The following is a 25,216-nucleotide window of genomic DNA, read 5'->3' as shown; positions in this document are numbered from 1 at the left end:
GGAGCAGATGTAAGAGTTGGAAGTTGCAAATGTCTGCTTAATCAGCAGACACTAAATAACACTCTGTATTATAACATAGTATGTTTTTTCCATTCACATAATAGGTTCTTCTAACCTCTCAATCCCTTCATATTTTATATCATTAAATTCCATAAACTCAAGATATTATAACCATAACGCCTTAAATCTCCATTTGTGACAGTTTATAATATCTTGTGTTTTTATTTGCTAACAATTCTTCTGGTTTTCCTCTTTCTAAAAGTTTTCCATTTTCTATTATTATAATATCATCACAGAATTTCGTAGAGCTTATCTTGTGTGATACAAAAACAACCATTTTTTCATCACCAATTCTTTCGTATCTTTGATAAATTTTATCCTCTGCAATTGGATCTAGATTTGAATTTGGTTCATCTAAAGCGTATAGCTGACCATCTTTATAGAGCCCCCGAGCTAATACTATTTTTTGTTGCTCTCCACCTGACAAATTAATTCCTTGTTCATTTGTGCGGGCTCCTATCATTGTATTCATACCATAGTCTAATGACATAATAAACTCTTCTAAATCAGCAAACTCCACAACCTTTCTTATTCTATCTACGTTAATATCATTTGCACATATAATATTTTCTGATATTGAAAAATCATATAAATAGAAATCTTGAAAAATAGCGGCTATTAATTTAAAATATGATGCTCTATCTATGCAATCAATGTTCATATTATTTATATATATTTCTCCACTAGTAGGTAAAATCAAGCCACATATCAATTTTATAATGGTTGTCTTTCCAGCACCATTCATCCCAATAATTCCTACTTTTTGTCCTTTTTTTATTTCAAAAGAAACATTATCCAAAATTAATTTCTCACTATTTGGATACGAAAAAGAAACATTAGAAAACTTTATAGAATCTATAGTTTCAATTTTTACACTATTATCTCTAGATTTATATATATCCTCACAATTAAGAATCTGAATTATTGGATTCATATAATTTATCATTTGTAAATTGCTGGTAATACTATCTCCTATTCCTGATAAAGTAGATGTTATATTTAGCAACAAATTAATCAATGTCATACATAACCCGATATGCATATTATTGAAAGCAACATTAAAAATCAAGTAACTAAATGCACAAAATAAAAGTATTGTACTCTCAATATCAACCAAACAATTATACGATAATGTGGTAGCATTCATTTTGTGAAACAACGAATATGTTTCCTGATTGTAGGCTTTCATCTTTCTTTCTAACACGCCTTCCATACCATTCAGACGAACATCCTTTTGCCTTTCTAAATCATACTTTGTAGAATTTATCCAATTAAATCTTCTATTAATAGGGAACAACTTTTCAAAATATATACATAACTTTCCATTCATTTTTGAATTAATGATTATTTGCAACAAAAAACTTCCTATAACAAATAGCAATAATATCGGATAACTTGTAAGCAAAAAAAATCCACTCCAAATTAGCACTATACTTTGAGAAATCAATAAAATTAGTCCTTTTATTAAATTTTCAATCGTATTATAATTTATAATTGAAAAACTAGCTCCTGTTTTTAAATCTAAAAAATCTGGGTCTTCCGTCTTTAAATAATCCACATCAACAAATTTCTTTGATAATTTCATTTCCAATTTCCAATTAACATATTTACATTCATTTTGAGATAATTGTCCCAGAAAAGAATTTATATACTCTAATGCTATTCTTGCCAGCAAAATAAGTATAATGTATATCATCCATATTTTCTGTTTATTTTCACATCTTTCAAATGAAATGACTACAAAAGCCGGCAACACAATAGAATATGCTGTCAGAAATATATTTACAATTATCTGTCCTCCAAAAATAAACCTTGATTTTCGTTCAATCACAGACCACAAACATCTATATTTCCTAATTCCATTATATAAATTACATTTATTAAGGTTTTTCATAACTGCAATTTCCACTTTCTTCAACTTTTTCTAACGCATACAACAGACCCTTTGCACGATATAATTCAGAATAAGTACCAACCTCTACAACCCTTCCTTTATCCAGCACAATAACTTTATCAAATTTATTAAGGTTTTTCATATCATGCGTAATCATAATAATCGTACTTTTTTCAAACAAATCAAAAATCAACTGTACCATCTTTTCAACAGACAATATATCTAGATTGGCCGTTGGTTCATCCAAAATTACAGTTTGGGGGTTTTTATAAATAATACGTGACAACAATAATTTCCTTTTCTCTCCTCCAGACAACTCAATTCCTTCTTCCGAAAACAATTTAGTTATGTTTCTTCCTTTCAAAATATCATCTTTATGTATTTTTTCTCCGAGATTAACTTTATTAATGGCACAATCTACTTTATTGTAATCCACCACTTGATCTGACAAGGCAACATTTTCACTTATTGAAAATGGATATATATCTATATTTTGTAAAAGCACTCCTATTTTATCTTTTATATTTTGGTTTCTTATATTCTCTCCATTATATAAAATATCCCCTAAGTAAGAATGATATATCCCTGCCATACATTTTAAAAGCGTTGACTTTCCTGCTCCATTTAACCCTATAATCGCAACTTTACTCCCTTTTTCAATTGTAAATGATACATTTGACAATGAATTCTTCTTGCTATTCCGATAACAGTATGATACATCCAATAATTCCCATTCTACCTCATTTTCTCTTTTTTGCTCCATTTTTTTGTTCAAAACCGTATTTTTTTCTGCAGAAATTAAATCAAAAAAAGTTGGAACACCATATAACTCAGTCCCCAATTTAATGAGATGAGCATTTCCCTCTGACAATAATGTCCATATTCCAAAAATCAAAAAGAAACCGCTAATTATATTCGAAATATGGACAGCACTCCCAAAATCTCTTCCGTTTATTTCCATTATACAGACCAAACCGAAAATGAAAAAAGCAACACTTTGAAAAATGTACCGTTTTCTAAACTTATAAAGAATTACCTCTTTATCTATGCTCTTTAACTGTGCTAAATACATTTTCATTTTTTTATTTAAGAGAGGACCTATCTCTGTTAATCTTAAATCTTTGGCATATTTCGAATTATTAGTTGTTTCAAATATATAGTCCACTTTTCTTGCTATTGCACTCTTCTCATCACTTTTCTTTCGTTCAAGCGTAGCTTCACCATATGCAAAAAACATGCTAATTAATGTTACTACAATTAATCCAGCCCCACACCAACTAATACTCAGTAGCATAATAAACAAAACCATCATTGATACAAAGCATCCTACGAGATTAAATACGCTAATTAATACACCTCCAATTCCTTTACTACTTGAATCAAGAATATGTATAACGTTTTTATTTTTTTGCCAAAACCTTTCATCATCTAAATCTTCAAAATCCATCTGTAACATCTTAGCGTTAAACTTCTCTTGAAGAGCCATTCTAATTCTCGATATACAATTATCATATTCTACTCTACATATGTCTATAATTATTTTTGAAACCAAAAAAAGGAAGAAACAAACTATACAAGTTATTAAACAAACCAACAAATTGCTAGTAATATTTGATGAAACATAGAAAGTCACTTTACTTATCAAAACAATCGGCATAACATTACTTATGGCTAATCCCACTGCAAAAAACAACGATAGCACTATACTTTGACTATCTAAACACAAAATTCTTTTCACTACTTTTAATTGTTCCATCATTTTCCTAATATCTTTTCCATTCATTTTTGCTTATCCCTTATCACCTTATGATTTCTTTGGGAAAAAAGGCATATAAAACATCATCAAAAATTTTATTTTGAGGATTTCTTATTGCTCTTTTTAGTATCCCCTCTTCTTCAAAATTTAATTTTTTTAATAATTTTCTTGAAAAACAATTCTCTACAAAAGCACGGGCTGAAATAATTTTACATATATTATTATCTACTAAATAATCTATTAAACACCCGACTCCTTCCGTCATATACCCCTTATTTGAATATTTCTCATCTATCCAAAAAGAAATTTCAATTGAATCTACCATATACCTGAGTGAATCTTCGTCTAAATATATCATTCCAATAAATTCTTCACTATCCTTTGAGACAACAGCCAAAACATTATCGTCTTCTATATGACTAGAAATGTATTTTTCAATCTCATCTACTGTCTTCTCCGTAAAGCAATTATATCGTTGTACAAATACACTGTTATACAATTCAAAATAACGTTTCTTATCTTTACATTCTATATTCCTTATTACTAAGTTTTGCGTTTCTAATCTCAATTATCTTTGTTCCTTTCTTCTATAATACAAATCTACTAATTTCCTTAATCTTCTGTTATGTTATTCAACACAATATTCGAAAAAGTCGTTTCTTTTTAATTTTATTACTATCTGTGTGTCTATACATATCCCCCAACGAGAATGAAAAACTACCGTAAAAGTAAATATCATCTATCTGTCAATTTTATCTTCTCATATAATGTAATCTTTTCCTCCTGCTTCTGATAGTTATATATAACTTTTCGATTTATCTCGTTTCCTATATTAGGTGATTTACATGCCTCTTTTAATGCTAAGATGTCCACATCATATTTCATTTTAATATGTGTTCCTTCTTTACTCTTTGCAAGTCTATTTATTATCATCTCATGTAAAAGCATATTTCTAACCCACATATTATCATGATAATTTTGATAAATAACATTTGCAAATTGTTCCACGCTTTTATCAACCTCTTTAACTCCAGAATATGCAAGTTCAGAAAACAATCTCACAATGTTTCCACCAGTCTTCTCAATTAAGGATAATGTAAAACAAAAAACTTTGAAAATTTCTGTTGAGAAATCCGAAATACATTTCAAAACCTTATAGTCAATATTAGTTGGCAGATGATAAAATGTACAAAAAATTTCTGGGAATTGCTTAATCAACTCTTTTTCCTCACTTGGAATGCTTTTTTTTGCATACCTCAAATTCTCAAGAATATCGTCAATATTTTCATCCATCAAATGTTTTACCTCTCGGTTATATAAATGTGTCCCTGGCACAATAGACAGAATATGAAAGTATGAGACCATAGGTTTTTCTTTTCTATATAACTCTAATAAGAGAGAAAATGTCTTATTAATCCCATCCTCTGTTTCATCTTCATACCCTAAAATTAACGATAAGATTGGTAAAATCCCAGCATTCATTACATTTTCAACCGCCTGTATTTGCTGAGCCGAAACTATTTTTTTATTCATTTTCTTAAGGACTTGATCATCTGCAGATTCTATCCCGATTAATATCTCGGTACATCCAGCCTTATGCATCAATTCTAATAGGTCAGGATTCATGTCGTCAACTCTCCCTCTTGAATCCCAAGTCACCTTTAGTTCTCTACTAATAAATTCATTACATACATTTTTGACCATAATCTTATTGGTCATAAAATTATCATCAGATAAATATACATGACTTATTTGATAATCCTCTATCAACTGTGTGATTTGATCAAATACTTTTGATATATCAAAATATCTATGTCTACCAGACCAAAAAGAGAAAGAACCACAAAAAGCACAACCTCCACTACATCCTCTTGCTAGTTCAACATTCAATGCTCTTCTATTTCCCCCAATCAACGAAAAATAATCTGGCAAAGCATCCAATAACGAAAAGTCTGGCATTGGTAATTCATTTAAATCAGCAATTAAGTTTTGATTTCCATTATATCTAATATCCCCATCTATTGTTCTATAATATACTCCCTTTATATCTTCAAACATACTATTTTCAATAGCATCAATTAACTCTCCGACAACGCACTCGCCCTCACCATATACAATAAAATCTATATAATCAAAGATCTGTAGTAACTGCTCAGATATCCCATGTGTACCAACTCCGCCAAGAAAAACCCATATGTTTGGATTTCTTTTCTTAATAGCCTTTGCAATACATAGAGCCGCAGCCAATGAATAATTTTGACAAGTAATTCCTACAACCTGTTCTCCATTTTTACATATACTATTTGTCAAATCATTATATATATCTACAGGTTCTATCTTTCCTATAGATATAACTATTGCTACATCATATATATTTACAGATAACTGTTTAACATTTTTAATATAAGATGCTATAGATAACAGACCTAAAGGAGGATACATCCCTTCATCATTATCATATATTGGAGTATTAACAAACCCTATCTGTTTTATCTTCATACTTTTCCCCTCATACAAATAACTGTCGACTTCTTTATTCTCCACTATAAAAGATTATTTTTCTTTACATTCTCAATAAATTCATCTACAGCATTCCCTGCAATCCCATGTTTTCTAAACACATTTTTTATTTCCTCGATTGATATTTCTTTAACAGCCATCTTGTATAATATTGCAGCCTGTATTTTATTTATTTTAATAACTCTCAAATCTATAGGGTCAACAATAATATAACTGGTTCCTTCTTTCCTTACGGTAACCCAACTTTCTTTATATAAATATCTAAAAAATTTGTTCATACCCAATCTAATACGTCTTATTATTCTTAACGTATTTATCCTTTCTATTCATATAGTAAATCACATCGCGTATCGTTTCCTAACAAATCCCCTGTATTTTCATATGCAATTGCTCTACATCCTCCACCGCAATAGTTTTTGCACACTTGGCATTTTTTTGGAAGCATATTAATATTCAAATTTCTTAATATATTAATATTTTCCATTTTCTCCCATAGATTTTTGAATGATTCTTCTTTTAAGCTACCCGAAGATAGTTCTGGAAAACCTAGCATTTGCTCACATCCGAATAACATTCCCGTGGAAGATATAGCACAAGTCATTATTCCCGCCATACAACTTACACTATTTTCTTTAGACTTAAAGCTGTATTCCGGCCAATAAGTATCTACTTGCTCCTCTGATAATAGCTCACTTAATTCCCATGGCATTTTACTCTCATACGGAAAAACAACACCAATTTTTACGTTATACTTTTTGGATTTTAATATAGTGACATTTTTTATAAAATTCTCCAAATCATCTCTTGATAAGTTTATTGAACCTATATTATCATGAGCTCTTCCTACATCTGATTGGAGAATAAACCCAACACTATATACCCCCATCTGTTCTGCCATCTCAACAATTTCTTCAATATGATGACAATTAATTGAGGATACAACACACGCTATTTTTGTAGTAATACCATTTTCTATCAATATTTTAATTCCATCAATAACTTCACTATATCCACCTCTAGTAATGTTATTTATCTCTTCGGTAGCTCCGTCCAAACTCACAACAACCCAGTCAATAGAATTATTTTTTATTATATTAACCGTTTGTGCATTTATAAAAGTAGCATTTGTGCTTACAGATTTTATCATTTTTGTTTTTCTACATATTTCCATAATCTCATTCACTTGAGGATGCATGAATGGTTCTCCACCTGCAATTCTCAAGTAATGCACGCCTGCTTCCTCTAATTCCCTAACAATTTTTTCAAACAACCTTACATCCATATGGCTGTGTCTCTTTGCATTTGCATCTGCATAACAATAAACACACGATAAATTACAACAATCTGTAATTGATACATCTACATATAATGGTGCACTAAATAATTCTCTCATAACATCATAATTCCTTTCATTTTTTAGGTGGTCAGCCAGTAACATAATACTATCACTGGCTGATCAGTCACGAGAATCCTCACTATCAACTAAAAGTCAAAAATTTGCTTATTCCTTTTTCCAACACATTGCGTTAGAAGAGCAATCAATCTCAGAAATCTGTTTGGTTACTAAATCTTTTTCTTCCTTTGTTTCCATATATTTTTCAAGAATATTGTCCAAATCAAATGCCATAATAACCTCCTTCTTCTCGTGACATTTTAATTATATTATAATTTTCAAATCAAGTCAATGTTCGTATGTCTCTTGAGTTTCCGCAGTTTTATCCACAGTTACTGTTCACACGCAATGTCATTTACTTAAGGTGTAAATAGCAAAAACTTTCAATAAATATCATGAATCCCGATATACTTAAGATTAGTTTTGTTTTCTATGGAGACTTAGGCTTTCAAAATAATTCAATATGTCTATTTTGCGTATTTATTTTATAAATGGAAAACAAAACATCCTATTTTAGGGTAACTTTAATAAAGGTAAGCAAAAATTCACTTTTTTGCTTCCAATTTTACACCAAAAGGTTTACATTATATGTGAGTAGTTACTTTTAACGGTAACAGAAACTCATTGGTAGTTTGAACCTGGCTTGACGGCGGAAGGTTCTGTTAGGCCTGATTGGTTCGATATTATCGGCAATCAGGCCTTCTACATTTAGGACATTATCATTTGTTCGATTACGTAAGTAATCCCGGCATATTTTTATTGCTTCTGAAAAATTAATCTGATAGTTCAGTTTCCGGGATTGATCAAGTACTTCAGCCAGTTTTGATATTTCAGCGCAAAAATTATACATGATAGCTCTGGCAAAGACTTCTTGAACAATATATGTATATTTTTTGCTATGAAATGAGTTTAAGCATAGAGGATATTTTAAATCACGATACGCCGTTTCCTGTGACCATCGTAGATGATAAAGATCCTTCAACTCATCCATATCAAACTCAATGTCTGGAAGATTTGTAATCAAATTTTCATAAACACCTGGTGCGATTTCAATCCGAACGATTCGTAATGATAATGAATATTCAGGGTAGGTGTCGGACAAAAAATCCATTGGAACTTCTTTACAAACATAACGATAATCATCCAGACGTTCTGGGTGTTTAAATTTCTTTTTTGCCTTTGTCCGACAAAGTATTCGATTAACATGGTAATCAAGTTCTTTGACGCCATCCAGAGGAAAACCGAGAAGTTTAGAAGTTTTAGCGTCTGTACATCGAATTAAGAAGTATTGTTGCTTTTCTAAAACATGAGCAAAATCATTGTAAGAAGCATAACCGCGATCAGCAATGTATATCGTAGGATAGTCATTCTTGACACGATCAACCATGTCGCAAAAGGCGCGATATTCATTGCGTTTCCTTGCCGGTTGAACAAGAATATCCAAGAACTGTTTATCTAAAATGGAATAAAGTGCATTGACATGAATTTGATTAAAACCTCTTGGAGATTTGTTGTTTGGTTCAAAATAAGTGTCTTTATCATTCTCATCGCGGAAGATATCGGCAACAGATCCATCACATGCAACAAGGCGATATTTATTCTTGTATAAAGTGGGTTTGAAATTCTGATTAAAAATTTGTAGCAAACGCCATAATGCATCATCTTTGAGTTTGGCACGCTGATGATAAAAGGCAGCCTTGGTTGGTGCATCTTGAGTACGACCGAAGAAACGATAAAGTTCTTCTCTCAAACAATCATCTTCCATGGTTAATAAAAGAAGAAGAAAATCCTTAAATCCAATTTTTCTGTTTCGTGTAAAATCGGTGTCAGGATGAACTGCATAATTTTCAGGTGTCTGAGAAAGTTCATGGATTGAATCCATGAGTGTTTGTTTTACAAAAGTTGAATACGTCATTTTTGCCTCCTTAGTTAAGTGAATAGAAATATCTCTTAACTAATTGGCTTTTTTCTGATTTATTAATCAGAAAAAAGCCGCACAAATTTAACGTATTGTCAAGTGAAATTTGAGTTACTGGTAAAAAAAAGAGAATTCACTATTTTGTCAGGAATTCTCTTAAGTAAATGACATTGGGTGTGAACAGTAACGTTTATTACATAGACTACTGAAAAAAGTTGAATTAATCTTGACATAATTTCAACTCATTCGTATAATAATAGTAGAAGAAACAGCGTGCTGTTTTAGGTGGGCTAACACCATAATCCGAAAGACTTACTGGACGGATGTGCCAGTTGTTGGCAGGCAACAGAAAAACCTGAAGACTTACTGGACGAATGTGCCAGCCGTTGGCGGACAACAGAAAAATTAGCCATAAAAAGAGAGTTGATAATGCTGCGGTATTGTAACTCTCTTTTTTAATACTTGGAATCCAGCATTTATACTAGTAGACCGTAAAGTTATTGCCTATACCAATTATCAAGTGCGAATCATTGTGTTTACATATATTGCAAATAAAGTATAGGTCTAGTCAATTAGTGAACGTTCTACTAGTACACCGTAAATTAATTATCTAGACTAATTGTTTCTTGACCGAAGTCATCCATTTTATACTTCCAATGATACACAATTGGGGACTCATTTATCTCGTCAAAGTATCTGTAAATACGATCAATAAGTTCCTGCTTTGATGATACCCTGATGCCTCTAAGCATTTGTCTCGTCATTTTGCCAAATAAACCTTCAATCATATTCAACCATGAACCGTGTTTCGGTGTAAACACAAAAACAAATCTGCCGGGCATGGCAGCAAGAAATGCTTTGACCTTTTTGCTTGTATGGACACTGTGGTTATCCAATATGATTCTTATGACATCTCCTTCCGGATACTTTCCGTGAAGAATCTTTAAAAAATCAATAAAGTCATCTGAAGTGTGTTTATCCCGTACAAGCGGTATTGCTTCACCTGTTAACAAATCAATTGCTGCTAACAGCGACACTGTCCCGAGACGCTTGTACTCATAATCACGCTTTATTGTACCGTTTTTCAGGGTTGGCTTGAGATCCTTTCCTGTAGTTGCAATTGCCTGAATACCCGGTTTTTCATCATAGGAATATGTGTGGATATCCTGCTCTCCGGCAGGAACAAATAACTCACCATTTTCATCAAACAGCATTTCAATCTGTTTGTAAACGAGCAAAACTTCGTGCATCTTTGCATCAAAGTCTGGATCTCGTTTTTCACAGTAATACCGGATACGAAATGGTTTGATTTCAGCAGCATCCAAAATGTTTTTTATACTGGTTTTTGTGATAGTTGATAGCCTTATAAAGCCGGCGCTTTCAGCTGTTTTATTGATATGTTCAGTAAGTCTGGCATAAGTCCAGGTTTCAGATGAGTATCCAAACTCAACAGGTTTCTGGCAGGCAACATTGATAATCCAGGCTTTTTCATCGTCAGTAATTTCCGCATTTCTGCCGCGCCCCGGATCACCGTAGATAGCATTTTCTATACCACCTTGGGCAAACTTTTTGAGACAAAGGAGAACACTGTTGCGGTTCAAATCAACTTTATCAGCGATAGAATCCACAGATTCACCATCAGCTTTGAGCAAAAGAATTCTTGCCCTGGTTACGATTTGTGCCTGTAACGTTCTTGCTTTAGTGATTGACTCCAAACGTGATCGTTCTTCATCTGAAAGGATAATTGGTTTTGCTTTTGCCATGATAACTGCCCTCCATGTTCTTATGAGAACAGTATATCACAAAAACAGCTTTTGGTCTATTTAATTATTTTGCATTCTACTAGAGAGGATGAAAGAATGGGTAATAAACAGCAAAAACTTAAAAATGCAATCCGCGTCATTACTACTGCTGCTAAAGATTATAGCAAAACCCTTGATGGGCACAATTATATTTTTATATATAAGAACAGAAATACAAACCAAATAGAATATTTTGAAAGCATCTTTTTAGCTCGTAACTTTCAGCATCTGACCGGTATTGAGTTTATTGATAATCAGGGTAATCTTTTACAAAACCTTACACAATTTTATCAAAAATGTGTTAGCAGCACTTTAAACTATGTTCCAAGCTCATGCCTGTTAGAAGACATCCGAAATTTAGCTGATGTTACTTATCAGATTTTGGCTATTTTTTCAAAACCAGCCACCAAAACAGCACCAATTTACAAAAATGTTCGTTATGTTGCAAAAGGTATTAAATTAAACCATCTAACATTTCCCGATGATTTATCTGCTCTTATCAGTTTGGAAAATTATACTGAAAAGTAATTGCTAACAGTTTATACAATACTATATATTATTACCCTTCCAAAGAAAAATATCTCCTCTTTATCTCTTCCAGCGGCATCTTCTGTCCGGTCCAGAGTTCAAAGGCGGCAGCTCCCTGAAAAAGAAGCATATACATACCATTAAAGTATGGGCAGCCATGATGTTCTGCCAGCTTTAAAAGTCTAGTCTGGCGTGGATTATAAATAATATCCGATACAATTAAGCAGGAAGGAAGAACTATATCCTCCGGAAGCGGGCAGGCCTCTTCATTTGGAGCCATACCTACACTGGTAGCGTTGGTAAGGATAGCACTATCAGCCAGACTTTTCTCCAGTTCTTTTTTATCCGAAAGCTCTTTTACAAGAATCTGGCAGCCACTTTCCTTTTCCAGCTTCTTAGAAAGCTCCTCCATCTTCCGGAAACGCTCCCCCGGGCGGCTGAATACCTCTATTTCAGCCAGTCCATCTAAAGCCGCCTGTACACAGATAGCAGTAGCAGCACCACCGGCACCTAAAAGGGTCATCTTTTTCCCCAGGATAGAGAAACCAGCCTCCTTCACTGACTGCATATAGCCAATGCCATCGGTATTGTGGCCAATTAGTCTGCCATTCTCAATAACTACGGTATTGACAGCCCCCATCAGCCGTGCTGCCGGTGAAAGCTCATCTGCAAGCTCTGCCATAACCGTCTTTACCGGCATAGTACAGTTAAAGCCTCTGGCATGAAACAGCCGCAGAGCGTCCACTGCCTCCCTCATCTTATCCTCTGTTACATCAAAGCAGAGATAACGATAAGGAAGGCCTAATGCTTCAAAAGACGCATTGTGCATCAGTGGGGAAGCACTGTGGGCTACCGGGCTTCCCAACAAACAGATAAGCTGTGTATGTCCTGTGATTTCTGGCATCATTATTCTCTTCCCTTCTACAATTTAGTTTTTTATTCGATAGGATGATCTTTCCTATCGAATTAGAAAAAGGCTGCTGCAAATCATGCAGCAGCCCCTACTTTGAGCCTTTCCCATCAGGCATATGCCATTATACTCTCTTTAAATACTCACCGGTTCTGGTGTCGATACTGATTTTATCCCCCTGCTCAACAAATAAAGGTACATAAACAGTAGCACCTGTCTCAACAACGGCTGGCTTGGTAGCACCAGTTGCTGTATCACCCTTGAAGCCTGGCTCTGTATCAGTAATCTCAAGCTCAACAAACAGAGGTGGCTCGATAGCGAATACTTCACCATTATGGGAAAGCATCTTAACCATATCATTCTCCTTAACAAATTTGAGAGAATCGCCAATTGCCTCTTCGTTTAATGCAAACTGATCAAAGGTCTCTACATCCATGAAGTGATATAACTCACCGTCATTATACAGATACTGCATGTCCTTCTTTTCAATATGAGCCTGTGGACACTTCTCTGTAGGACGGAAGGTCTTTTCAACTACACCACCGTTCTTAATGTCTCTTAACTTAGTACGAACAAAAGCAGCTCCCTTTCCAGGCTTTACATGCTGGAATTCTACTACCTGATAAACACTGTTATCTAATTCAATCGTAAGGCCGTTTCTAAAATCGCCTGCTGATACCATATCTGATATTCCTCCTTAAAATAAATAGGCTGTGAGGACCTAAAAATCCACACTAATGATATTATTTTATCGTATTAGACTACATTTTTCAACTATTTTTTTATAATTCAATCAGCTTCTTTTCAGAAGAGGTATAATTAACATGTCCATCCTTTGTTACACAAATCATATCCTCAATACGAACACCGCCAAAGTCCTTAATGTAGATACCCGGTTCCACAGTCATAACTACATTTTCCTCTACCGTATTCTCCTCTGTCATGGAATATCTAGGGTTTTCATGGATAAACAGACCTGTACTGTGACCTAATCCGTGTCCAAAGCAGCCTTCGTAACCAGCAGTATAGATGTAATCTCTAGCCACCTTATCTACATCCTTACCCTTCTGTCCAGCCTTAATAAAATCAAGGGCCTTTAGCTGGGCATCTAAAACCGTCTGATAAATCTTCTTCTGCTCATCAGAAGCCTTTCCTACTACGATGGTTCTCGTCATATCGGAGCAGTAGCCATTATATTTACATCCAAAGTCCATCGTTAGAAAGTCGCCATTTTCTACCTTTTTATTCGTTGGAACAGCATGGCACATAGAGGAATTCACACCAGAGGCCACAATCGTATCAAAGCTTAAGTTATCAGCTCCATTGGTTTTCATAAGGAATTCCAGATGAGCTGCGATTTCAAGCTCTGTAATACCCGGCTTAATGATATCCAGAATCTTGGAAAATGCAATATCTCCAATTGCTTCTGCCTTTTTAGAGAACTCTAACTCCTCCGGTGTCTTTACCTGACGAAGGTTGGTAATCTCATCACCAACACTTACTAACTCCTTTACCTCAAGCACTTCTGAAAGCTTTGCATAATCAGTGTACAGAGTACTTTCACCCTCAAATCCAAGCTTTTCAATCCGATCAGCCTTTAAAAGCTCATTAATTAAAGCTGCATAATCTCTTCCACTTCCTACCTCAATAATCTCCCAGTCAGGAGCCTCCAGCTCTGCCTGAATCGTATACCGGAAGTCCGTCAGAATCGCATTTCTCTCTCTTGTCACATAAAGATAGCCTGTCGCACCGGCAAAGCCGCTGACATACCGCATATTATAGCCATCTGTGATAAGAACTCCATCCAAAGACAGCTTGTCTAAAATCTCATTCATCCTTGCTCGTAATTTCATGATTTTTATTCTCCTTTTTCTCTTTTTCTCGTGCCATCATAATCTCATAATTCCTTATGATGTCATCTATAATATCATCAAAATCCCTTTGATTGGTATTCACTGTTATATGAGCCGTATACTCATAGATTGGCTGCCGGAAGGATAGAAGCTCCTCTACCCTTTTTTCCTTATCGGGACCATTTAAAAGGGGACGGGTTGTATCCCTTGCAAGCCTTTCCATAACCGTTTCCTTTGTCACATCTAAGTATACCACAAATCCCAGCTGCTGCAAGAGTTTTCCGTTTATTTCTTTTAGTGGAAGTCCTCCGCCGGTAGAAATTACTGTTTTTTCCGTTGTTTCCAAAAGTTCTCTCACCGTTCGGGTTTCTATTTCCCGAAAATAAGCTTCTCCCTTTTCTGAGAAAATCGGATTGATACTCCTGCCTTCCTTAGCTTTAATCTGCTCATCCGTATCTAAAAAGGAATAGGAAAGCCTTTGAGAAAGCCTTGTTCCTATACTTGTCTTACCGCAGCCCATAAACCCAATCAAGATAATATTATCCTTCATGCCCTGCCTCCTTCTCATAAAAATGGAGTACAATTTTTTCCAGATACCTCTTTAAAACAATCTGGATTTCCTCTTTTTTGTCAATAGGAGACACTAAAATATTGTAAATTCCCAGTCTTTTCGCTCCCCACACATCAGTAAACAACTGATCACCGACAAATACCGTATCATTTACATCTGTGCCCATAAGTTCCATTGCCCGCCGGTAATTCTTTCCTCCCGGCTTCGCTGCTTTAAAAATAGCATGGGTCTGAATATCCTTATTGAACCTCAGAACTCGCTCTTCGTTATTATTGGATAGCAGACAGCTTTTAAAGCCAAGGGCCCGCAGCTCCTGAAATAGCTGCTTTGCACGCTCATCTGCATCCTTTCCATGCTCCACCAGCGTATTATCAATATCGAAAATAACACCTCGGAAGCCCTTTTTATACAATTCGGCAAAATCAATCCGATAAGTGGATTCACATCTTCTATCTGGAAAAAAGCTGTTAAACATATAAAAACTCCTCTAGTTCTTCTTTAAAGGGCTCTAAGCTCCGTTTTAGAATGCCCTTCATATAGGCAATCGCCACACCATAATTTACCATCGGTACACCAAGGTCCTCAGCCTCACGGATACGGTATTTCATTTCCCTTTCATGAAGCATGCAGCCACCACAATGGATAATCAGGGCATATTTATCCAGCTTTTCCGGAAAGCCTGTCCCACTGCTGGTCTCGAAACGAAGCTCCTTGCCCGTATATTTTTTAAGCCAGTTCGGTATCTTCACGGTTCCGATATCATTGCACTGTCTATGGTGAGTACAGCCCTCTGCCATTAAAATCACATCGCCATCCTTTAAGCTCTCGATTGCCTTAGCACCGCGAATCAATGACCTAAGCTCCCCCTTATACCGGGCAAATAGGATGGAAAAGGAGGTCAGTAAAATATCCTCCGGCGTATCCCTGTCTACCACAGAAAAGGCCTGGCTGTCAGTAATCACAAGCCTTGGCTTCTTTCCAAGACTGGAAAGAGTTTCCTTAAGCTCCGTCTCCTTTGTCACAACCGTAATTGCAGAAGCCTCCAGAGCATCTCTTATCACCTGCTGCTGAGGAAGAATCAGTCTTCCCTTCGGAGCAGACTCATCAATCGGCACCACCAGCACCACCAGATCCATTGGAGACAGTAAATCTGCCACCAGTGGCTGTTTTTCCTCCAGCTCCGGCTTAAGACGACCAAGACGCTCTTTTAATTCGTGGATACCAGTTCCATCCTTTGCACTAACTAAGCTTCCTTCAGAAACTGCCGTCGGAAGCTCCAAAAATCTTCCTTCCAGTTCCCTTTCACTTACCTCATCTACCTTGTTCCATACAAAAATACCCGGAAGCTTCTTTTCCTCAATCAGAGAGAGAATCTCTTTTTCAAAGGATAAATCATCCTTTTCCAGAAATTCTTTGCTATCCACGACAACCAGTGCAATGTCTGTTTTATTAAGAACTGATTTTGCTCTCTTGACCCGCTCTTTCCCAAGCTCGCCTTCATCATCCAGTCCGGGAGTATCCACCATCATAACCGGTCCCAGCGGCAAAAGCTCCATCGCCTTATATACCGGGTCTGTTGTTGTCCCCTTTATGTCAGAAACAATAGAAAGCTCCTGCCCTGTCAGTGCATTAACAAGACTTGATTTACCAGCATTTCGTTTTCCAAAGAAAGCAATATGCAGTCTTTCTCCTTTTGGTGTGTCATTTAGTCCCATTTTTCCACTTCCATTCTGTATTTTAAATCTGTATTCCATTCTACTATAAATACTTTTATTTTTCCAGAACTTTTATTTCCTGTTCTTTGCTTTTTCCACCTGTTATGCTACAATAATTCTAACGATAAAAAAGGAGGCTATTATATCTCTTGTCTGATTACAATATTACACAAATTTACCCCAACGACAAAGGAGGCAATGAGCAGGTCAATGCCCTTCTGCTTGCAGAGGGTATCCGCCGTGACAACAACCTTGACTACACCTGCGGTATGCTGGATGAAAATATGAATGTTATCGCTACCGGCAGCTGCTTTGGAAATACCCTTCGCTGCATGGCAGTTTCCAGTTCTCATCAGGGGGAGGGGCTGATGAATCAGATTGTCAGTCATTTAGTTGAAGTTCAGTTTTCCAGAGGCAATTCCCAGCTATTTCTCTATACCAAATGTAATTCTGCTAAGTTTTTTGGTGATTTGGGCTTTTATGAAATCGTCCGCATTGAAAACCAGATTGTATTTATGGAAAATCGACGGGATGGCTTTTCCAGCTACTTAAGGCAACTTGCTTCTGACAATAGCGAAGCTTCTTCCCAGAAAAGAACAGCCGCCCTGGTCATGAATGCCAATCCCTTCACCCTGGGGCATCAGTATCTGGTAGAAAGGGCTGCCTCAGAAAATGACCTGCTGCATCTGTTTATCGTCAGTGAGGACAAAAGCCTTTTCCCTTTTGCAGTACGAAAAAAGCTGGCTATGGAAGGAACCTCTCATTTGCATAACATCTGCTATCACGACAGTGGTCCTTACATCATAAGCAGTGCTACCTTTCCAAGCTATTTCCAGAAGGATGAATCTGCTGTAATTGAAAGCCATGCCATGCTGGATTTAGCAATTTTCACTCAAATTGCCCAAGCCTTACATATCGGCCGCCGTTATGTCGGTGAGGAGCCTTTAAGCCTCGTTACCGGTATCTACAATCAGATTATGACAAAAAAGCTGCCAGAAAACGATATTGACTGTGTCATTGTTCCACGGAAAACCACAGGCTCCTCTGCTGATGCTCCTGTTATCAGTGCTTCCCATGTGCGACAGGCTATCAAGGAAGAAAATTTTGCTCTGCTTGAGTCTTTAGTACCACAGACTACACTTTCCTACCTAAAAAGCGAGGAAGCAAAACCCGTCATCCGCCGGATTCAGGCAGAGGCTAATGTAATTCATTATTAGGAGGCCTCTCTATGAAAGGAATCGAAGTTACTTTAACCGATATGCTGGCCTGTCGGGAACGGCGTGCCAGCTTACAGAATGAATTTATACAAAAGGACGGCTGTCCGGTTATTTCCTTCTGTATGAATATTCCCGGTCCGATAAAGACTACACCGGACATTCAAAAAGCCTTTGAAGCTGGAAAACAGACTCTTTTAGCCCAGTTAAAAAGTCATGGTCTCTCTATTCTTTCACAAGCGGAGCTTCATGAGATTACAGGTGATGAGCTTTTATGGGCAGTAGAAGGTTCTGCTGAAAAAATTAAGGAAATTACCACACAGATTGAAGAGACACATCCCTTAGGTCGTCTCTTTGACATGGATATCATAGGTATAGACGGCGAAAAGCTTTCTCGGAGCACCTGCCGTACCTGTCTTATCTGTGGCTGCCAGGCCCAGGAATGTGCCCGCTCTCGCCGCCACACTATTGCCGAAATGCAAGGAAAAATTGAAGAAATGCTGGCTTCACAAGCCGGTAGCAAAGGAGATTAACACTATGGAATTTGATTACGAACAGGCCAAACATTATGTAAAAAAGGGAGATTTTAAGAATGCTGAGCTTTCCATGAAAGCTGTTCTGCAAAAAATTGAAGCTGAATTTTCCAAGGAAAAGGGTCAGCTTTTTTCCTTTAATCACATTCTGGAGGTCTATTATTTCCGTTTCTTTAAAAATGCCGGAAGCCAGGAAATAGCTTATGCTCCCTTTAACATCGGAGCCTTTTACCGTTTTTACGGGTATATCCTGCTACGTCTTCAAAAGTATAAAAAGGCCATCGCTGCCTATAAAGCTGCCCTGGACTGGAACCCGGTAGATTTAGATTCTCTGTTCCAGCTCAGTGAGCTTTATAAAAAGATAAAGGATTTAAAAAATACCAGAAAGGTTACGCTGGAGTCCTGGAACTACTGCTGCAGTCGTGCCACACTGGCCCATTTTTACCGGAACCTGGGCTTTTACTATCTGGAAGGCTATCAGCCGGATATCGCCGTACCCCTTTATCTGTACAGCAATATCTTTTCTCCTTCTGAAAGTGCCGACCGTGATCTTAAGTACCTTGAGGAAGCACTAAAACGTCCTACACCAGAGCTTTCCATCCAGGAAATTCAGGCAGTTCTTAAGGAAAATAAAATTCCAGCCGGGCCCAATCCGGATACGATTGGTATTACCCTCCGGACGGGCCAGCTGGAACTGGAAAACAAAAATTATGAGACAGCCAGAGACTGCTTTATGCTGGTCTATGACGTCACTCTGGACGAAGAAGTTAAAAACTATTTAAAATAATCCGCTTATAAAAATTACCAGAATCAGAACTGGCAATATCCAGGTTAAATAAAACCGACTCCACTTTGGAACCTTTAAGCCATCTCCTGCATTAGCTTCCTTAATAAAGTTATCCCAGCCCCAGCCATACCGGGTCACACAGAATAGCAGGTAGAGTAAAGAGCCTAGCGGAAGCAGAATGCTGCTCACGGTAAAATCCTCAAAATCCATGATGGAACGTCCCAAAATCTTAATATCGCTCCACACCGTAAGGCCAAGAACACAAGGCAGAGATAAAAGCGGCAGTGCAATGGCATTAACAGCTACTGCCTTTTTTAAGCTCCAGCCCCACAAATCCATACCGAAGGACAGGATATTCTGAAATACTGCAATTACTGTGGAAAGTGCTGCAAAAGACATAAACAAAAAGAACAGACTTCCCCACAGGCGGCCACCTGCCATCTCATTGAAAATATTCGGCAGAGTAACAAACACTAGCCCTGGTCCCTCGCCCGGATTAACCCCAAAAGCAAAGCAGGCCGGAAAAATAATCAAGCCGGCTACGACAGCTACAAAGGTGTCTAAAAGCATAACAGTTAGGGCCTCTCCGGTCAAAGAACGCTCCTTGCCAATATAGCTTCCGAAAATTGCCAGAGAACCGATACCAGTGCTCAATGTAAAAAAGGACTGCCCCATAGCTGCCATGATTGTTTCACGGATGCCAGCCTCTTTCATGTTTTCTATATCAGGAACCAGATAAAAGTCAAGTCCCTCCTCTGCTCCCGGCAGAGTCAGAGAACGTACCACCAATACCAGCATCAGCACCATAAGACTTAGCATCATAGCCTTGGTAATCTTCTCTACACCCTTTTCCAATCCCATAGAGCACACAAATAATCCTATCCCTATCGTTATCAGCATCCATATAAGATTCTCCCAGGTATTTGCCTGCATATCCGCAAATACCTGACCAACACCGGCGGTTTCCTTTCCTGCAAATTCTCCCCTTGCCATTTTAAAAATATAAGCAAGCATCCATCCGGCAATCGTTGTATAGCACATCATCAGAATATAATTTCCTGCCATCGCTGTATACCTGTGAAGATGCCATTTTGATCCCTTCGGCTCCAATACATTAAAAGAAGTAGCCACACTTTGCTGGCTGCCTCTTCCTACAGAAAACTCCATTACCATAACCGGAAGCCCCAGAATTACCAGGAAAAACAGATAAATCAGTACAAAAGCACCGCCACCGTATTTTCCTGTAATGTAAGGAAATCTCCATACATTTCCAAGTCCAATCGCACACCCTGCTGAAATCAACAAAAAACCAAGTCTTGTTGAAAACTTTTCTCGTTCCATAAAATCCTATCGTTATCCTCTCTTTTTATTTATTTTCTAATAATTTATCAATACTCACCAGCTTTACACAAAGTACAAATAAATCCGCTGCCATCGCGAGCTCCTCTGGTGTCGGGAAGGATGGTGCAATACGGATATTGCTGTCGTGCGGGTCCTTTCCATATGGATAGGTCGCACCGGCATCGGTCATAGTAACACCAGCCTCCTTACATTTTGCTACGATAGCCTTCGCACAGCCATCCATCGCCTCAAAGGAAATAAAATAGCCGCCCTTTGGTTTAATCCAGGTACCAATATCTGCCCCGCCAAGCTCTCTGTCAAGAACCTCTAAAACAGCCTCAAACTTCGGTCTCAAAATATCAGCATGCTTTTTCATATGAGCTTCCATACCTGCCAAATCCTTATAAAACCTCACATGACGAAGCTGATTCAGCTTATCGTGACCAATCGTCTGGATAGTCAACTGCTTTCTAATATCCACCAGATTTGCCTCTGATGCTGCAATCGCAGCCACTCCTGACCCCGGGAAGCTAATCTTGGAGGTGGAGCAGAATTTATAAACCATGTCCGGGTTGCCGGCCTTCCTGCATTCCTCCAGAATCTCTATCAAATAATCCTGGTCGTCCTCATACAAATGATGAACACCATAAGCATTATCCCAATAAATACGGAAATCCTCTGCTGCCGGCTTAAGTCTTGCAAAACGGCGTACCGTATCATCTGAGTAGGTGATACCCTGTGGATTGGAATATTTTGGTACGCACCAGATACCTTTAATTGCCCCATCCTCACTGACCAGTCTTTCTACCATATCCATATCCGGTCCCTCTGGTGTCATAGGCACATTAATCATCTCAATGCCAAAATACTCGGTAATTGTAAAATGGCGGTCATAGCCCGGTACCGGACATAAGAACTTTACCTTATCAAGCTTGGCCCATGGCGTACTTCCCATAACTCCGTGGGTCATGGAACGCGAAACCGTATCGTACATCACATTCAGGCTGGAATTACCATATATAATAATATTCTCTGCTGGCACCTCAATCATATCTCCTAAAAGCTGCTTTGCTTCAACGATGCCATCCAGAATACCATAGTTTCTACAGTCAACCCCTTCTTCTCCCTTCAGGTTGCTATGGCTGTTCAATACATCCATCATCCCCATAGAAAGATTCAGCTGTGCCTCTGCTGGCTTTCCTCTTGACATGTCAAGCTTCAGCCCTTTACCTTTAACGTCCTCATACTTTGCCTCTAGTTCACTCTTAAGTGCAAGCAGTTCTTCCCTGTTCATTTTGCTAAGTGATGTCATAACGGCCTCCTTAATTCATTTTCTACATTTTTATCATTTTAGGTTAAGTCCTTTTATTTGTCAATACCTTCGTTGTCAAATGCAGGAATAAAGCTTTCCAAAGCTGTACTGCCCTCCTGGATAAATCCATTCTCAATCCCCAGGAAAATAGCATAATCCACAACCTCATCATATTCCTTTTCCAAAAGTCTCTGGTTAAGCTCTGGATACGTTTTTTCACTCCCGGTTGGTGTATACTGGTTCATGATGCTGATAAGGATTTTATCTTTATAGGTCTTATAGAGGTAGGAAATTACCCTCTTTGAATCCTTCATCTGCCCCGGCAATACTAAATGCCGCACAATAATTCCCCTCTTCATTCTTCCTTTTTCATCAAAAACTGGTTCTCCCACCTGCCTGAACATCTCCTCTAAAGAAAGCTTCGCAAAGTGGGAATAATCGGCTGCTTTAGAATACTGGCAGGAAAGCTCTGTACTCATATACTTAAAATCCGGCAGATAAATATCCACCAGCCCAGCTAACAGCTGCAGACTTTCTGGCTTTTCATAGCCACCACAGTTATATACTACAGGTATAGAAAGTCCCTTTTTCTTTGCCTTTATAAGGGCACGGCGTATCTGCAGTATATAGTGAGTTGGAGTTACCAGATTAATATTGTTCGCTCCCTTTTCCTGAAGCTCCAGAAAAATCTCGGAAAGCCGCTCTATCGTAATTTCTTTTCCTGCCTTCCCATCGGAAATATCATGATTCTGACAATAAATACAATGCAACGGACAGCCGGAGAAAAATACAGTTCCAGAGCCCTCCTCACCGGAAATACAGGGCTCTTCCCACATATGAAGAGCAGCCCTTGCCGCCAGAACTTCTCCTGCCACACCACAGGCCCCTTTTTTCCCATGAGTTCTATCTACCTTGCACTCTCGCGGACAAAGAGTGCAACACTCCAGCATTTCCTCATCTAACAGCCCGGGAAGTTCAGAAAGCCCCTCCAGCTTCCTATACAGCAAAGGCTTTAGTTCTTCCTCCGGCTCAGACAAATCCGGCACCATAACCGGCTTAATTCCTGCCGCATAGGCAGCTTTTATTCCATTCGGCGAATCCTCTACCGCCAGACAGTTCTCTGGCTTCTCACCCAGACATTCACAGGCATACAGGTAAATATCCGGCATCGGCTTTCCGATCCTTACCATGGCCGCAGAAATCAGGTAATCAACCTTATCATATACACCAATTTCTTTTAAATAGGAAGCAGCACGCACCTCGTCCGTTGCTGTAGCGACAGCCAGCCTGATTCCCCGGCTTTTAATATCATCAAAGACTTCAGCCACTCCCGGCTTTTTTTCCACCCCATGCATCGAAAGCCACTGTGCCATCAGTTCCTTCCTACGTGTCCGTACAGCCATATAATCGAAAGCCTCGCCAAACATCCTTTTTGTTTCTTTAACCGCAAAAGGGACAGTCAAGCTGCGAAGTCTTAGACTTTCCTCAAAGCTCATAGAAAATCCAAACTCCGCAGCCGCCTGTCTCCAAAAAATACTTAGATATTTCTCTGTATTAATCAATACGCCGTCCATATCAAAAATAACTGCCCGTATCATCCCTTATCTCCTTTTAGAATCGTCCTACGGGTACACCACCACAGCAAAAGCCACCACCGCCACAGCACATATTGCAAAGCAGATTTGCAAGACACAATTTCCAGCAGAAGCCATTTCCATCCATGGTTTCTGTCTGGTAAGGTGCTCTCCTGTATTCATACCAGCTGCCTCCGCCCTCCATGCGATTTACCAGCTCCTGATACTGCCAGTTGCCCGGTTCCATGGAAAGAGCCTGCCTTGCATGCTCTAAGGCTGTCACATTATTTCCCAGGCCCCAGTTCGCATACCCACTGAAATAATACCACCTTGCACTTCGATTTGCAATATCTTTTAGCACGTTTAATGCTTCTTTATAATATCCATTGTTAATATAATTAGCTGCTGCCTGAAGCCTTACATCCTCTTCACCGCTTTGACCTCCCTGGGTACTGCTATACCCTCTGCCTCCAAAGCCTCCGTAGGTTCCCTGGCTTCCATAGCTTCCGCCTCCTGCACGCTCATTCATAATCTGCTCGTAGGCCTGCTGCACTTCCTTAAACTTATTTTCCGCAGCCTCCTTATTCGGATTATTTACGTTGGCATCCGGATGATATTTACGACTCAAGTTTCGATATGCTTTCTTTATTTCTTCCTCTGTAGCATCCCGTCTAATGCCCAGTATCTGATATGGATCACTCATGGTTTTCCTCCCGCTTTTTCCTTATCATATTATAACGGCTCCATACTCCCGAATACAAGATGTTTCTCAAAATCTCGACATTCTCAATAATAGGCAGTTTTTCAAATTCCCGACAGCACTCTGCCATCATCATAGTCAGAATTTGCTGGCAATCTTCTTCAAAGCTTCCCTTTTTTTGTAAATCCAGCAGGGGATTAAAATTGCCGTTTTTCTTATCGTCCTCAATATCCTCGTAAGCATCGCATAGATAAATGAATTTTCCAAGATAAAAGCCTATCTTCTTAAGATGCACCTCCCATTCATCCTTTTTCCATGCAAAAATTTCTCCCAGGATACTTCCAAAATAACCAGCCATCCTGTCAATATCCTGGCAGTTCACCACTTCTCCCTGTGAAAGCTCCTCCATTTGCACTTCTATCCTTACAAGCTTTTCCGGATATTTTTCCCGCAAACCTTCACAATAGTTGGAAAGCAGCTTATACAAGGCATATTTTTTTAATTTTCTATCATCCTGCCAGTCATCCCTGCACTGATAATAAGCCATTAAAAGATTCATATCTGCGACATAGGCGGTACATTCATTTCTCCTGGCCTCATGCCTTTCTAATGGATGTACAACACATTTTTCCATGTTCCGCTCTGTTTCAAGCTCATACAGGCTGCTTAATAAAAGCATTAGAAAGGTCATATCATAGGTCAGGGTAATCTGTCCTTTTAATCCGCAGACCTTTTTAAGCTCTCGGCATAGTCCACAATAATAGGAATGATAGACATCAAATTCCCTGAATCTTAATTCTCCTTTATTAATGATAATATATCCAAACATATAATA

24 protein-coding genes are annotated in these 25,216 nt (G+C 37.9%); 4 read left to right on the top strand and 20 right to left on the bottom strand.

Features of this window, described 5'->3' with window-relative positions:
- Positions 1–181: 181 nt before the first annotated feature.
- The 9 genes from ASU35_RS00760 to ASU35_RS00725 form a co-directional block, all read right to left on the bottom strand.
- A complete protein-coding gene (locus tag ASU35_RS00760) occupies positions 182–1,954 on the bottom strand; it encodes an ABC transporter ATP-binding protein (protein WP_058351211.1) in 1,773 nt (590 codons plus the stop codon).
- Entirely contained in the window at positions 1,941–3,737 is a 1,797-nt protein-coding gene (locus ASU35_RS00755) for an ATP-binding cassette domain-containing protein (RefSeq protein ID WP_058351210.1), read from the bottom strand. Before ASU35_RS00755 ends, ASU35_RS00760 begins: the two co-directional genes overlap by 14 nt.
- Positions 3,738–3,753: 16 nt before the next feature.
- Positions 3,754–4,278: a GNAT family N-acetyltransferase gene (locus ASU35_RS00750; RefSeq protein ID WP_058351209.1), complete on the bottom strand. Its 525-nt coding sequence runs from the start codon at positions 4,276–4,278 to the stop codon at positions 3,754–3,756.
- A 167-nt stretch (positions 4,279–4,445) separates the two neighbouring features.
- Positions 4,446–6,209 (bottom strand): B12-binding domain-containing radical SAM protein, encoded by a 1,764-nt coding sequence (locus ASU35_RS00745; RefSeq protein ID WP_058351208.1) that lies wholly within the window; start codon positions 6,207–6,209, stop codon positions 4,446–4,448.
- 44 nt (positions 6,210–6,253) lie between these two features.
- A complete protein-coding gene (locus tag ASU35_RS00740) occupies positions 6,254–6,514 on the bottom strand; it encodes a hypothetical protein (RefSeq protein WP_058351207.1) in 261 nt (86 codons plus the stop codon).
- A gap of 38 nt (positions 6,515–6,552) precedes the next feature.
- Positions 6,553–7,623 carry a radical SAM/SPASM domain-containing protein gene (locus ASU35_RS00735; RefSeq protein WP_172794572.1) on the bottom strand — a complete coding sequence of 357 codons (1,071 nt, stop codon included), beginning with the start codon at positions 7,621–7,623 and terminating at the stop codon, positions 6,553–6,555.
- A 108-nt stretch (positions 7,624–7,731) separates the two neighbouring features.
- Complete coding sequence (locus tag ASU35_RS20415; RefSeq protein ID WP_278278025.1) at positions 7,732–7,857, bottom strand: hypothetical protein; 126 nt, start codon at positions 7,855–7,857, stop codon at positions 7,732–7,734.
- 370 nt (positions 7,858–8,227) lie between these two features.
- Positions 8,228–9,538, bottom strand: coding sequence for an IS4 family transposase (locus ASU35_RS00730; RefSeq protein ID WP_058351205.1), 1,311 nt, complete (start codon positions 9,536–9,538; stop codon positions 8,228–8,230).
- A gap of 605 nt (positions 9,539–10,143) precedes the next feature.
- Complete coding sequence (locus tag ASU35_RS00725; protein ID WP_058351204.1) at positions 10,144–11,304, bottom strand: IS630 family transposase; 1,161 nt, start codon at positions 11,302–11,304, stop codon at positions 10,144–10,146.
- A gap of 96 nt (positions 11,305–11,400) precedes the next feature.
- Here ASU35_RS00725 and ASU35_RS00720 point away from each other — a divergent pair, with 96 nt between their 5' ends.
- A complete protein-coding gene (locus tag ASU35_RS00720; RefSeq protein WP_058351203.1) occupies positions 11,401–11,871 on the top strand; it encodes a PBECR4 domain-containing protein in 471 nt (156 codons plus the stop codon).
- Positions 11,872–11,902: 31 nt separating this feature from the next.
- On the opposite strand, the gene aroE is transcribed toward ASU35_RS00720, so the two are convergent.
- The 6 genes from aroE to hydF form a co-directional block, all read right to left on the bottom strand.
- Positions 11,903–12,778 carry a shikimate dehydrogenase gene (gene aroE / locus ASU35_RS00715; RefSeq protein ID WP_172794571.1) on the bottom strand — a complete coding sequence of 292 codons (876 nt, stop codon included), beginning with the start codon at positions 12,776–12,778 and terminating at the stop codon, positions 11,903–11,905.
- A 127-nt stretch (positions 12,779–12,905) separates the two neighbouring features.
- A complete protein-coding gene (gene efp, locus ASU35_RS00710; RefSeq protein WP_058351202.1) occupies positions 12,906–13,463 on the bottom strand; it encodes an elongation factor P in 558 nt (185 codons plus the stop codon).
- A 100-nt stretch (positions 13,464–13,563) separates the two neighbouring features.
- Positions 13,564–14,634 carry a M24 family metallopeptidase gene (locus ASU35_RS00705; protein ID WP_058351201.1) on the bottom strand — a complete coding sequence of 357 codons (1,071 nt, stop codon included), beginning with the start codon at positions 14,632–14,634 and terminating at the stop codon, positions 13,564–13,566.
- Entirely contained in the window at positions 14,609–15,184 is a 576-nt protein-coding gene (locus tag ASU35_RS00700; protein ID WP_242861168.1) for a shikimate kinase, read from the bottom strand. The genes ASU35_RS00705 and ASU35_RS00700 overlap by 26 nt, the downstream gene beginning before the upstream one ends.
- On the bottom strand, positions 15,174–15,680 hold the full coding sequence (locus ASU35_RS00695) for a YqeG family HAD IIIA-type phosphatase (RefSeq protein ID WP_058351200.1): 507 nt from the start codon (positions 15,678–15,680) through the stop codon (positions 15,174–15,176). The genes ASU35_RS00700 and ASU35_RS00695 overlap by 11 nt, the downstream gene beginning before the upstream one ends.
- Positions 15,673–16,920, bottom strand: a complete 1,248-nt coding sequence (gene hydF / locus ASU35_RS00690; RefSeq protein WP_058351199.1) for a [FeFe] hydrogenase H-cluster maturation GTPase HydF — start codon at positions 16,918–16,920, stop codon at positions 15,673–15,675. Before hydF ends, ASU35_RS00695 begins: the two co-directional genes overlap by 8 nt.
- Positions 16,921–17,069: 149 nt before the next feature.
- On the opposite strand from hydF, the gene citC reads away from it, so the two are divergent.
- From citC to ASU35_RS00675, 3 genes are read left to right on the top strand one after another with little or no spacing between them, the layout of a single operon-like run.
- On the top strand, positions 17,070–18,137 hold the full coding sequence (citC, locus tag ASU35_RS00685; protein WP_058351198.1) for a [citrate (pro-3S)-lyase] ligase: 1,068 nt from the start codon (positions 17,070–17,072) through the stop codon (positions 18,135–18,137).
- Positions 18,138–18,148: 11 nt separating this feature from the next.
- Positions 18,149–18,667: a citrate lyase holo-[acyl-carrier protein] synthase gene (gene citX / locus ASU35_RS00680; RefSeq protein WP_058351197.1), complete on the top strand. Its 519-nt coding sequence runs from the start codon at positions 18,149–18,151 to the stop codon at positions 18,665–18,667.
- Between the two features lie 4 nt (positions 18,668–18,671).
- Positions 18,672–19,454, top strand: coding sequence for a hypothetical protein (locus ASU35_RS00675; RefSeq protein WP_058351196.1), 783 nt, complete (start codon positions 18,672–18,674; stop codon positions 19,452–19,454).
- Here ASU35_RS00675 and ASU35_RS00670 read toward each other — a convergent pair.
- The 5 genes from ASU35_RS00670 to ASU35_RS00650 are packed head-to-tail and all read right to left on the bottom strand — an operon-like array spanning position 19,446 to position 25,210.
- The gene (locus ASU35_RS00670) at positions 19,446–20,795 is read right to left on the bottom strand and encodes a sodium-dependent transporter (protein ID WP_058351195.1); all 1,350 of its coding nucleotides are present in this window, start codon (positions 20,793–20,795) and stop codon (positions 19,446–19,448) included. The two genes, ASU35_RS00675 and ASU35_RS00670, sit on opposite strands and share 9 nt — an antisense overlap.
- Positions 20,796–20,820: 25 nt before the next feature.
- Entirely contained in the window at positions 20,821–22,107 is a 1,287-nt protein-coding gene (locus ASU35_RS00665; RefSeq protein ID WP_058351194.1) for an aspartate aminotransferase type Ic, read from the bottom strand.
- Between the two features lie 53 nt (positions 22,108–22,160).
- A complete protein-coding gene (locus ASU35_RS20550) occupies positions 22,161–23,705 on the bottom strand; it encodes an HAD-IA family hydrolase (RefSeq protein WP_083504070.1) in 1,545 nt (514 codons plus the stop codon).
- A gap of 13 nt (positions 23,706–23,718) precedes the next feature.
- Positions 23,719–24,384: a J domain-containing protein gene (locus ASU35_RS00655; RefSeq protein ID WP_058351193.1), complete on the bottom strand. Its 666-nt coding sequence runs from the start codon at positions 24,382–24,384 to the stop codon at positions 23,719–23,721.
- Positions 24,377–25,210, bottom strand: coding sequence for a DUF5685 family protein (locus ASU35_RS00650; RefSeq protein WP_058351192.1), 834 nt, complete (start codon positions 25,208–25,210; stop codon positions 24,377–24,379). Before ASU35_RS00650 ends, ASU35_RS00655 begins: the two co-directional genes overlap by 8 nt.
- Positions 25,211–25,216: the final 6 nt, after the last annotated feature.

The organism is Acetivibrio ethanolgignens (genome assembly GCF_001461035.1).
GTDB lineage: Bacteria > Bacillota > Clostridia > Lachnospirales > Lachnospiraceae > Velocimicrobium > Velocimicrobium ethanolgignens.
The sequence above is the reverse complement of the archived record's forward strand: the minus strand, read 5'-3'. Positions and strand labels throughout refer to the sequence as shown.